The 12,066-nt window shown below is 38.0% G+C and carries 11 protein-coding genes; 8 read left to right on the top strand and 3 right to left on the bottom strand.

Translation table 11 applies throughout. The features are described from left to right. Positions 1-9: 9 nt before the first annotated feature. Together LF887_RS06730 and LF887_RS06725 are read left to right on the top strand one after the other, a co-directional pair. Positions 10-735 (top strand): class I SAM-dependent DNA methyltransferase, encoded by a 726-nt coding sequence (locus LF887_RS06730; RefSeq protein ID WP_236858074.1) that lies wholly within the window; start codon positions 10-12, stop codon positions 733-735. A gap of 2 nt (positions 736-737) precedes the next feature. Further along, entirely contained in the window at positions 738-1,460 is a 723-nt protein-coding gene (locus LF887_RS06725; protein ID WP_236859474.1) for a ZIP family metal transporter, read from the top strand. Between the two features lie 62 nt (positions 1,461-1,522). On the opposite strand, the gene LF887_RS06720 is transcribed toward LF887_RS06725, so the two are convergent. Beyond that, complete coding sequence (locus tag LF887_RS06720; RefSeq protein ID WP_236858073.1) at positions 1,523-2,908, bottom strand: OmpP1/FadL family transporter; 1,386 nt, start codon at positions 2,906-2,908, stop codon at positions 1,523-1,525. A 53-nt stretch (positions 2,909-2,961) separates the two neighbouring features. After that, the gene (locus tag LF887_RS24310) at positions 2,962-4,035 is read right to left on the bottom strand and encodes a prolyl-tRNA synthetase (protein WP_317207789.1); all 1,074 of its coding nucleotides are present in this window, start codon (positions 4,033-4,035) and stop codon (positions 2,962-2,964) included. 144 nt (positions 4,036-4,179) lie between these two features. Here LF887_RS24310 and proS point away from each other — a divergent pair, with 144 nt between their 5' ends. The 6 genes from proS to LF887_RS06685 all read left to right on the top strand — a co-directional run bounded on the left by proS (position 4,180) and on the right by LF887_RS06685 (position 11,080). Then, the gene (gene proS, locus LF887_RS06710) at positions 4,180-5,655 is read left to right on the top strand and encodes a proline--tRNA ligase (protein ID WP_236858071.1); all 1,476 of its coding nucleotides are present in this window, start codon (positions 4,180-4,182) and stop codon (positions 5,653-5,655) included. Between the two features lie 119 nt (positions 5,656-5,774). Next, entirely contained in the window at positions 5,775-7,100 is a 1,326-nt protein-coding gene (locus LF887_RS06705; protein WP_236858070.1) for an OmpA family protein, read from the top strand. Positions 7,101-7,213: 113 nt separating this feature from the next. After that, positions 7,214-8,548 (top strand): Nramp family divalent metal transporter, encoded by a 1,335-nt coding sequence (locus LF887_RS06700; RefSeq protein ID WP_236858069.1) that lies wholly within the window; start codon positions 7,214-7,216, stop codon positions 8,546-8,548. Positions 8,549-8,777: 229 nt separating this feature from the next. Next, on the top strand, positions 8,778-9,314 hold the full coding sequence (locus LF887_RS06695; protein WP_410681015.1) for a nucleotide exchange factor GrpE: 537 nt from the start codon (positions 8,778-8,780) through the stop codon (positions 9,312-9,314). A gap of 109 nt (positions 9,315-9,423) precedes the next feature. Further along, complete coding sequence (dnaJ, locus tag LF887_RS06690) at positions 9,424-10,542, top strand: molecular chaperone DnaJ (RefSeq protein WP_236858068.1); 1,119 nt, start codon at positions 9,424-9,426, stop codon at positions 10,540-10,542. 154 nt (positions 10,543-10,696) lie between these two features. Beyond that, positions 10,697-11,080, top strand: coding sequence for a hypothetical protein (locus tag LF887_RS06685; protein ID WP_236858067.1), 384 nt, complete (start codon positions 10,697-10,699; stop codon positions 11,078-11,080). Between the two features lie 63 nt (positions 11,081-11,143). On the opposite strand, the gene LF887_RS06680 is transcribed toward LF887_RS06685, so the two are convergent. After that, the gene (locus LF887_RS06680) at positions 11,144-12,022 is read right to left on the bottom strand and encodes a DUF808 domain-containing protein (protein WP_236858066.1); all 879 of its coding nucleotides are present in this window, start codon (positions 12,020-12,022) and stop codon (positions 11,144-11,146) included. Positions 12,023-12,066 lie beyond the last annotated feature (44 nt).

Raw genomic sequence — 12,066 nt, 5'->3', positions numbered from 1 at the left:
TTTTGCATTATGGAATGGTTTGAATCTTGGTTTGATACCCCTTATTATCATTTGCTCTATAGTAACAGAGACTACACTGAAGCCGAAAACTTCATTACAAAGCTTACTGCGGACCTTCAGCTTCCGCCTCAGTCCAAAATCATAGATCTTGCCTGTGGAAAGGGAAGACACTCTGTTTTTCTCAATAAACTAGGGTACGATGTCCTAGGATTGGATCTTTCAAGACAAAGTATTGAGTCTGATAAACAATATGAAAATCAAACACTGATTTTTGAAGTTCATGACATGAGAAACCCCATTGACGCAGATCCAATGGATGCTGTTTTCAATTTGTTTACAAGCTTCGGATACTTTGATAACGAGAATGACGACAAAAAAGTCTTCCAGTCGGTTTATAATGCATTAAAGCCAGGAGGATATTTTGTATTGGATTATCTGAATGAAGCTTATGTGAGAAATACTTTAGTTCCCGAAACCACCGTTAACAGGGGTGATATTGATTTTAAAATTCTGAAAAAAATCGAAGGCAGGCATATTATTAAAGATATCCGCTTCGAAACAGATGGAAAGCCTTTTCATTTCTTTGAAAAAGTAAAACTTCATCCATTGGAGGCAATTCATGCATATGCTTCAGAATGTGGTTTTGAAAGAATAAAAATCTGGGGAGACTATCAGCTTAACGAATTTAATAAGGAAAGCTCTCCGCGTTGCATCAATTTATTTAAGAAAAAATAATGATAACAGTACTTTTACTGATTTTAAGTGTTATAGCCGGAGTATTTCTGGGAAAGCACTTTGGTAAAAAAGAAAAACTGGCCAAAAACCTGTTGATATTAAGTGCCGGTTTTTTGATTACAATCTGCCTTAATGAAGTTTTCCCGCAAGTTTACACTTCTACAGAAGGCAGCAGTCTTGGAATATTCGTCATCGCAGGAGTTCTTCTTCAGATGATTCTTGAAGCCCTTACCAAAGGTTTTGAACATGGACATTTCCATCATCATAACGAGCACAACATCCTTCCCGTTGCTCTAATGGTGGGCCTTTTTATTCATGCATTTATAGAAGGTATTCCTCTTGCCAATGAGCAGCACCAACTGTCCCCGTATCTTTTAGGAATTTTATTTCATAATCTTCCTATTTCATTTATTCTGGGAGCATTTTTGTTCAACGGAAAAAAGGATTCAAAAAGTACATCTTATCCTTCTCTTCTGATTGTTGCTTTATTTGCATTGGCTTCCCCAATGGGAATGCTATTGGGAAACTATTTCAATCCCAATCTTCAGCCTTATTTTCTGGCCATCGTAGGTGGAATTTTTCTGCATATTTCATCTGTGATCATTTTTGAAAGTAATAAAAATCATAATATTGACTGGGTAAAAATCGGACTGGTGGTACTGGGTGTTTCCCTTGCATTGGTAATGCATCTTTTCCATCAGCATCCTGAAGCTCACGTTCACTAAAAATAGAAAAGCTCCGAAAAATTTCGGAGCTTTTAATTTATATCAGTGATAAAAACTGAAATTTAGAACTTCCATCCTACAGTAAGGAAGAAATTATTTCTGGTGCTTTTTACATCACTTACTGCATAAGAATCACTTTGAGCGATATTTTTTGCTGAATAGTAAGAGGTATCAAAATTATCTCCCATATACCCTCTCATAAAAGGATTGCTGTACTTGGAAGTAATGTTCTGATAAGAAGCATCAACATAGAATGATTTGAAATCATATCCTATCCCCAATGAAGCAGTATTTCTATCGCTCAGCATCAGATTACTGTATGACTGATCGCCTGCAACACCGGCATCATTAAATCTGCTGATTGTAAGGGCATCAAACGGACTTGACTGGTAAGCATATCCGCCTCTTAATCTGAATTGTTTTACTCTATATTCAGCTCCGACTCTTACTTCTGAAAGGTTCTTATAATTGTCTTTAAAGAAATCATTCAGTTCTCTTTCTGCAGAACCGTACACTTTATAATCAGGCTTTGTAAGTCCTAATGTATAGTCTACGTTCAACGAGAAGTTTTTACTTGCTACAAATGCAGCACTTACCGTTGCTTTAAGCGGAGAAGTGAACTTTCTGTTTTCAGCTCCTATATCATCTCCGTAATTAGGATCATTATAGAAGTTATAATTTCTGTCTATACTCCAGAATGTAGGAGTTTCAAGAGACGCTCCAAGTCTGAAATTAGGACTCAGCTTTCCAATAACCCCTACTGAAGCTGAAAAACCTGAAGATCTTTCAGAGTAAGGAGTATCTTGCTTACTGAACAATTCTACAGAATTATTCATAAGGTTTCTGTATCCCAGAGTATCATACTGATCTATTGTTGCATTGAAAAAGTTCAATCCTGCACCAATATAAAGATTATGATTGTAATTTGCACCTACCCCAAAACTCATCTTAGACAAGTTCCCATATCTTTCATAGGAGTGCCCAGCCATTGAAGCGCCTTTTGTAGGGTCAGCAATATCAAAATCATAAATTATATTACTGTTACCCGGTGACTGAATTACGTTATCAAGGGACTGATTGGAAAAATTAATACCAATATTAATAAACTTCCATCCTGTCTCACTCATCAACGGAAAAGCAATAATCCCACCTGCATTTCCAAGATCTCCTCTTGTCTTGCTATAATTTAATGTAGAACCAGCCATAGAACTGCTGTTCTTATTCCCTGCAATAGATAAAGTTCCCGAAACCTCGCCAGAAATAGCAACTCCCAACCCCGCAGGGTTTGTCAGTAAAGAGTTGGCATCTCCTCCTAATGCTCCATTAGATCCAGCCATCGCATTGAACTTGGCAGTTCCTATCATAGGAGTACTTGAGTAAGCTTCCACAGTATTTCTTATTACAGAAACATCCTGAGCCTGCGCAAAAAATGCAGCAGAAATACTCATTAATACTAAAGATTTTTTTAACATTATTTTTTAATAGTTTATTCGTTTGAAAATTATCTAAAGCCGCCTCTTCCGCCGCCAGATCTCATTCCGCCGCCTCCGCCGCCAGAGCCGCCTCTGAAGCCGCCGCCACCGGAATTAAAACCTCCGCTGGATCTGAAACCTCCGGAATCATTGGATCTGAAGCCTCCATTATTATTATATCTTGGCTGAGATTGCTGATAGTCAGGTCTTGACTGAGGAACTGAATTACGGAATCCGCCATTATTAGGCTGTGTACCTCTGAAACCTCCGGAATTACTATTTCTGAATCCTCCGGTGTTACCCTGCTGTCTGAATCCTCCGTTTGAGTTACCATCTCTGAAACCTCCACTATTTGTGTTTCTGAATCCTCCGTTATTATTGTTATTTCTGAATCCTGAATTAGCCGTATTGGTTCTGTACACCGCATTGTTTATACCGGTATTCTGGAATCCTCCTCCACTAATTCCACTTCTTCTGTATATAGGTCTATTGTAGTAACCATTACCCCAGTAGCCTCCTCCGTACCCCCAATAAGGGTTTCCGTAGTAACCACCCCAGAACGGATCATAATATCCGCCCCAGTAAGGACTTCCCCATCCAATAGAGCCGCCCCAGCCCCATCCAAATGATCCGCCCCAACCCCAGGACATATTAGCACCCCAGCCCCAGCCTCGGTTCCAGCCCCAATAGGGACTATATCCTCCATACCATCCATATGGAGATCCCCATGAGTTGTCATAGTAGTTGGTTTGGGAACCTGAATACAGTCCCCAATCAGAATCTGTGGCATTGGAACCCCAGTTCGTATTGGTTCCACTCCATTCGCTATATCTGTTTTGCTGTTCTCTGGAATTCGCTTCTGCATTTTGAATTACATTGGAATCCTGATAATAGTCATAATATTCACCTACTCTGTTACCGCTATCATTAATGATAACTCCTTCAGGTAGCGTATCCTTGTTAGGGTCGTAATACACCCCATCTGTCTCGCTATACCCTCCCATCTGAGCACCACAAGACACAAGCAATAATCCGCCTGCTACTGCCAGAATCCCTTTGGATCTTAGCAGATCAAGCAAATTTTTATGTATATTTCTTTTCATGATAACGTAAAAATTTTTAATTTAAATTATATTTGCAATCTGTACCAAAAATGTACCAAAATACTGGTAAAAAAATCTATCAAAAATAGATTTTTATTTTTAGATAACAATAATGTACAAAAGTTAAAAAAATTTTAAAAAATAATGGCAAAATTAACCTCAAGAAGCGAAGATTACAGCAAATGGTATAATGAGCTTGTTGTAAAAGCTGACTTAGCTGAAAATTCAGGTGTGCGCGGGTGTATGGTAATCAAACCATATGGCTATGCAATCTGGGAGAAAATGCGTGATGAAATGGATAAAAGATTCAAAGAAACAGGTCACGTTAACGCATACTTCCCGCTTTTTGTGCCCAAAAGCTTATTTGAGGCAGAGGAAAAAAATGCGGAAGGTTTTGCAAAAGAATGTGCTGTAGTTACTCATTACAGGTTAAAAACAGATCCAAACAATCCTCACAAACTTATTGTTGACCCGGATGCAAAATTAGAAGAAGAGCTTATTGTACGCCCTACTTCAGAAGCCATTATCTGGAATACTTATAGAAACTGGATTCAGTCATACAGAGATTTACCTATACTAATTAACCAATGGGCTAATGTTGTACGCTGGGAAATGAGAACCCGTTTATTCCTTAGAACAGCAGAATTCTTATGGCAGGAAGGGCATACAGCTCATGCTACAAAAGATGAAGCTGTTGAGGAGGCAGAAAAAATGAATGACGTGTATGCTGATTTTGCAGAAAAATTCATGGCGATGCCTGTTATTAAGGGTCTAAAAACGCCGTCTGAAAGATTTGCAGGTGCCGACGAGACATATTGTATCGAGGCATTGATGCAGGATGGAAAAGCTCTTCAGGCAGGAACTTCTCACTTCCTTGGTCAGAACTTTGCAAAAGCATTTGATGTTAAATTCACCAACAAAGAAGGGAAAATTGAACATGCTTGGGCTACCTCATGGGGAACATCAACCCGTTTAATGGGAGCTTTGATTATGACTCACTCTGATGATTTCGGTTTGGTACTGCCTCCAACCCTTGCACCTATTCAGGTAGTGATTGTCCCTATCTTTAAAGGAGAAGAACAATTAGAACAAATCAGTGAAGTTGCATTAGATATTCAGGCTAAGCTAAAAGCAAAAGGAATTTCTGTGAAATTTGATAACGATACTCAGAACAAACCGGGCTGGAAATTTGCTGAATACGAATTGAAAGGTGTTCCTGTAAGAATTGCAATGGGACCAAGAGATTTGGAGAACAAATCTGTTGAGATCGCAAGAAGAGATAACCTTACCAAAGAAGTACGTTCTATTGAAGGATTGGATTCTTATGTTGAAGAATTATTAAAAACCATTCAGGAGGAGCTTTATACTAAAGCTTTCAACTTCAGAAAAGAAAACATTACAAAAGTGGACTCTTATGAAGAATTTAAGAAAGTTTTAGAAGAAAAAGGAGGTTTCATCTATGCACATTGGGATGGTACTGCCGAAGAAGAAGAGCAGATAAAGGACGAAACTAAAGCAACAATCAGATGTATTCCTCTGGATGATGATGTAGAGGAAGGCATTTCACTGATCTCAGGAAAACCTTCTAAGAGACGTGTATTATTCGCAAAAGCCTATTAATAATTTTCAACGATTTAAAAAAAAATCGTTGTTTTTTAAAGAAAAATTCAAAAAAAGGTGACATTTGGACAGATTTTTGTTTAAATTTATATCAACATTAATCAAAAAAATTTATTATTATGTCTTTAAATGTCATTGATTTAATTAAAGGACAATTAGGTCCCGCTTTGGTTTCACAGGCTGCATCACAGTTTGGAGAAAGCGAATCCGGTATTTCTAAAGCAATAGGTGGCTTGTTACCTGCGGTAGTAGGTGGATTGGCCAATAACGCAGACAACCCTGGTGTTGTGGATGCTATTACAAAGGCCTCTTCGAGTGGAATTTTAGGTAATTTACTAGGTAATTCATCCAGTAATCCTATAGTTTCCAATTTATTATCTTCTATTTTTGGAGATAAGATAGGAGGGTTAGTAAATTCCATTGCCAGTTTTTCAGGAATCAGCAATACTTCTGCAGGTTCATTGTTAAACCTGGTTACCGGGGCTACAGCAGGCACTGTTGGAAAATATGCGGCAGACAATAATTTGGGTGCTTCGGGTATTTCCAGCTTACTGCATGATCAGAAAGGCATGATCTCTTCTTTATTGCCGGCAGGCCTATCTTTGGCATCCTTTGGATTAGGAGCTGAAAATTGGTTCGGGCAGGCTAAAGAAACAGTTTCTTCAGTAACCTCCACGGCGAAAGATAACCTTGCAGAAGGAGTAGCTACAGCCAGAGAACACGCTTCAGAAGGAGCCAGAGAAATAAGAGAACAGTTTGAAAATAATAACAATAATCAAGGCGGAGGCTCCATCTGGAAATGGTTGCTTCCGCTTTTATTATTACTAGCAGCGGCATATTTCTTATGGAAACAATGCGAGAAAAAGCAGACTACCACCACTACTACAGCTATGTCTGACTCTGCATCTGCCGTTTCACATACAGATACCACCAGTATGGGGGCTACAGCCCCGGCTCCTGCTACCGTTAAAACGGATGAAAATATAGACCTTAACGGGGTAATGCTGAAAGGCTATAAAGGAGGAATGGAAGATCAAATGATTGCATTCCTGAAATCCGGAGCCTACAAAAATGCAGCTGATGATTCAGCATTGAAAGATAAGTGGTACGATTTTGACCATGTAAATTTCAAAATGGGAAGTGCTGCCGAGCTGGAAGCTGGTTCACAAGGACAGCTGGATAATTTAGTAGCGATTCTTAAAGCTTTCCCTGAAGCTAAGATCAAAATCGGTGGCTATACTGACAAAACAGGAAATGAAGCTTCTAATGTAAAACTATCAAAAGCCAGAGCTGAATATATCAAAGCTGCTTTAGCAAAAGCAGGAATAGGAGCTCAGGTACTGGAAGCAGAAGGGTACGGAAGTAAATTTGCTAAAGTAGATGCAAAAGCATCTGATGCAGAAAGAGCTGCTGACAGAAAAATGTCTGTAAGATTTGCAAAATAATCTTTAGAATCAATAAAAATTAAGTCCCGGAAATTGATTTCCGGGATTTTTTCTTTCTATGATTTTTGTGTTTACATTTATTTAATTAAATTTGTTAGTCATTTCTAACATTTATGAGTTTCAATTTAAAAAGCGCTTGGCGAAAAGATAAAACATCTCACTCGTTATCAGAAGTATATTCTTCTATAAAAGTTCCTAGAAAAGCAGGTTTTTGGAGGAAATATCTCGCATTTGCAGGTCCGGGACTTATGATTGCTGTAGGATATATGGATCCGGGAAACTGGGCTACGGATATTGCCGGAGGAGCTCAATTTGGATATACCTTACTTTCTGTAATTCTTATTTCAAATATTTTTGCAATGGTTCTACAGCATTTATCTGTAAAACTGGGAGTTGTTGCAGAACGAGATTTAGCACAGGCCTGCAGGGATCATTTCAGCCCTACGACCAATTTTATTCTCTGGGTATTTTGTGAAATAGCCATTGCCGCCTGTGATCTGGCCGAGGTCATTGGCTCTGCCATTGCTCTAAACTTATTATTCCATATACCGCTTACGTGGGGTATTGTCATTACCACCGTTGATGTTCTCATCATCCTTTTACTTCAGGCAAAAGGTTTCCGATGGATTGAAAGTATTGTAGGCGGGCTTATTTTCATCATTTTAGCCTGCTTCGTTTATGAAATAGTCATTTCTCAACCTGCGTTCAATGAGATATTGGGAGGTTTGGTTCCTCAAAAGGAAATCATTACCAATCCGGCCATGTTATATATTGCCATAGGGATTTTAGGAGCAACCGTTATGCCGCACAACCTTTATCTTCATAGCAGTATTGTACAGACAAGAGATTATCCCCGTGATACGGAAGGAAAGAAAGAGGCGATCAAGTTTGCAACGCTGGACAGTACGGTTTCACTGATGCTGGCTTTCTTCATCAACGCCGCGATCCTTATTCTTGCTGCTGCAACCTTTCATACAACAGGTAACGAACATGTTGCAGATATTCATGATGCCTACAAAATGCTCACTCCTATTTTGGGAGCTTCAATGGCAAGTATTGCCTTTGCTATTGCCTTATTGGCTTCCGGACAGAATTCAACACTTACAGGTACTCTCGCAGGACAGATCGTCATGGAAGGTTTTCTTAATATCAGAATGAAACCATGGTTAAGAAGATTGATCACAAGGCTTATAGCAGTGATTCCTGCGTTAATTGTTGCTATTCTGTATGGTGAGCAGGGAACAACTCAGCTATTGGTCTTAAGCCAGGTCATATTGTCTATGCAGCTAAGCTTTGCAGTCGTTCCACTGGTCATGTTTACCAATGATAAAGCCAAAATGGGTGAATTCGTGAACAGGCCTTTTATGAAAGTATGTGTCTGGGGCATTTCCATTATCATTATTGTTTTAAACCTCTATCTTTTGTATCAGACGTTTACAGGAGAATAAAAGTATGAGAAATTAATAATGAGTAATTGATAATTGATAGTTAATAATTAAAAGCGAATGTGAATTATGGTCAATAAATAGTAATTGGGGTATTCATTATTTCAATTCTTAATTTTCAATAATTCTCTTTCAAAGCCCTTTTTCAGGTGCTGTCTTTTTCTGCCTAAATGTCCAGATTTCTGATTTGGCAGGTTCTTTGTGAAACATTTCTGTAAATAAATATTGAATTATGGAAAATCAGGATATTAACGAAGAAAGCATCAATAATCAACAGGAAAACAATGTTCAGAACGAAGCAGCGTCTCAGGACAATGTGACAGCTACCCCTTCTCCAGAGGAACTTTTGGCAGAAGAAAAAGACCGTTACATCAGATTGTATGCTGAGTTCGAAAACTATAAAAAAAGAACGACTAAGGAGAAGATGGAATTCTTCCAGTACGCTAATCAGGAAATGATGGTTTCTATGTTAGGAGTTTTAGATGATTTTGAAAGAGCATTAAAAGAAATCGCTAAAAACGGAAATCCGGCTGACCTTCAGGGGGTAGAGCTTATCTATCAGAAATTCAAAAATAAACTTACTGAAAAAGGGTTAAAAACAATGGAAGTTAGATCCGGAGACACTTTCAACGTGGATTTCCATGAGGCTATTACTCAAATTCCTGCTCCATCGGAAGATTTAAAAGGAAAAATCGTAGATGTTATCGAAACAGGTTACACTTTAAATGATAAAGTAATCCGTTTTGCAAAAGTAGTAACAGGAAACTAATATTATAAATGATAAATGATGAGTGATAAATGATGATCAGCTATACTTTTATTACTAAATTTTTAAATATCTTTTATCATTTATCCCATCAATTATAGAATAGAAAGTCATGTCAAAAAGAGATTATTACGAGGTTCTTGAGATCAGCAAATCTGCCTCAGCCGACGAAATAAAAAAAGCATACCGTAAGATGGCCATCAAATTTCACCCGGATAAAAACCCAGGTGATAAAGAGGCTGAAGAAAAGTTTAAAGAAGCAGCAGAGGCCTATGAGGTATTAAGCGACGATCAGAAACGTGCCAGATACGACCAGTTCGGCCATGCCGGAATGAGTGGAAACGGAGGTTACGGAGGTGGAGGCTTCGGAGGCGGTATGAACATGGAAGATATTTTCAGCCAGTTTGGAGATATTTTCGGTGGTGGTTTCGGAGGATTCGGTGGCGGCGGCGGCGGCCGTCAGCAGGTAAAAGGTTCTAATTTAAGAATCAGAATCAAGCTGAACCTTGAGGAAATGGTCAACGGAACTCATAAAACAATCAAAGTAAAAAAAATGAAGATGGCAGAAGGTGCCACTTCAAAAACGTGTCCTACATGTAACGGTTCCGGTGTTCAGCTTAAAGTAATGAACACTATGTTTGGTCAAATGCAAACCCAAACTACCTGCTCTACTTGCCAGGGAATCGGAAAGGTAGCTGATAAAATTCCGGCTGGAGCTAATGCTCAGGGCCTTATAAAAGAGGAAGAAGAAATCACAATCAATATTCCTGCAGGAGCCAGAGACGGTATCCAGCTTAATGTAAGAGGAAAGGGGAACGACGCTCCTTTTGGAGGAATTCCGGGTGACTTATTGGTGATTATAGAAGAGGACGTAGATCAGACAATTAAGAGAGAAGGTGATAATCTTCATCAGGAATTATATGTTTCATTTGCAGAAGCTGCTTTAGGAACTAAAAAAGAAATCCCTACCGTAGGTGGAAAAGTAAAAATTACAGTTGATCCGGGAACACAATCCGGAAAAATCCTAAGACTTGCCGGAAAAGGACTTCCAAGCATAGACAGCTATGGAAAAGGAGATATGTTTATTCACATCAATGTATGGACCCCTCAAAAGCTTACTAAAGAACAGAAAGACTTCTTTGAAAAGCAGATGTCCAGCGGAGAAATGGTTGCAGAACCATCCGGAAAGGAAAAAACTTTTTTTGATAAAGTAAAAGATTTATTCAATTAATATACAAAGGGTTCTTACGGGAATCCTTTTTTTATTTGTATTAACGGGCTTTAATTTAGCATCTAAATAAATCAAAGCCATGAAATTTATCTCAGTCTGCTTCTTACTTTTTTTAATAACAATTATTTCCTGTACAGATGGAAAACGAAATTTAATGATTAAAGAAACTAAAGCTGAAACTAAAAAATATAGTTTAGCTAATGATGAATTTCGTGAGAAGGTACTTCCTCAAATAAAACATGATAATGATAAAAAGAAGCTTCATTCTCTTTTAAAAGTTCTGGATCAAAAACAGCTAAGCTTCTGTAGTTTTGTGAAAAGGGAATTTGAGATGGATGATTCATGCTATACTGTTGCATTGAAAGAGTATCCCTTCCCTGAAATGCAAAATGAGTTTATTAAAATGCATGATGAAATATACGACGTAGCAGAGAAAAAATACTTAAGCAGAATTGGGCTCACTTATGAAGATGCAAATTATCTTACAACAGTATATTCCTTTGATCAAAACGTAAAATATTTCTGTGGTAAATATTAGTCATATAAAAATCCTGCACTCTCACGAATGCAGGATTTTCGGTTATTTAAATCTAATTCTATTTTATTTTTTTGCAGCCAGCGAATACACTGCTTTACCAATGGTAAATACAGCTACAGCTGCCAAACCTCCAACAAGCCCGAAGGTAAGTTGTTTGAGCATCTCCGGCCACGTTGGAAACATCTCATGCAGATAATGAATATTATGATCAAAAATACCGCCTGAAACAAGAATCAAGGCAATAGTTCCTACAATTCCTAAAAGTTTGATGATTACCGGCAATGCCTTTACCAATAAATGACCAAGTTTTGAAAAGAATCCTTTATCGTGGCTCTTTTTAATCAATGAAAAACCAGCATCGTCCATTCTTACAATAAGAGCAACGATTCCGTAAACCCCTACAGTTGCTAAAAATGAAACAAACGTCACAGTAAGAATCTGTGTAATGAGCGGATGCTCCTGTTGAATAACAGTTCCCAAAGCGATAATAACAATTTCAATAGAAAGAATAAAATCTGTTCTGATGGCTGAATTTATTTTTGCTTTTTCAGCGGCTTCTGAGTTTTCTTCTACTTTCTCTTCTACAGCTGCCTCTTCTTTTTTGGAGCGGTGAAATAAGTATTCTATAATTTTTTCTACTCCTTCAAAAGCAAGATATAAACCTCCCAGAATAAGAATAATCTCAATAGCCGGTTTATACAGCCAGTTGAGAAGAAAAGCTATAGGAAGAATAATAAGTTTATTGATAAATGAGCCTTTTGTAATCGCCCATAAAACAGGAAGCTCCCTTGAAGAAACAAATCCTGTAGCTTTTTCGGCATTTACAGCCAGATCATCGCCCAAAATACCTGCTGTTTTTTGTGTAGCTATTTTACTCGTAACCGCTACATCATCCATCAATGCAGCAATATCATCTAAAATCGCAAAAAAGCCTGATGCCATATTTTAATGTTTTTTTAATCTTTGTTAAGTTCAGCAAAAATAAA

The organism is Chryseobacterium sp. MEBOG06 (assembly GCF_021869765.1).
Classification (GTDB): domain Bacteria; phylum Bacteroidota; class Bacteroidia; order Flavobacteriales; family Weeksellaceae; genus Chryseobacterium.
This window is presented reverse-complemented; position numbering and strand designations above follow the sequence as displayed.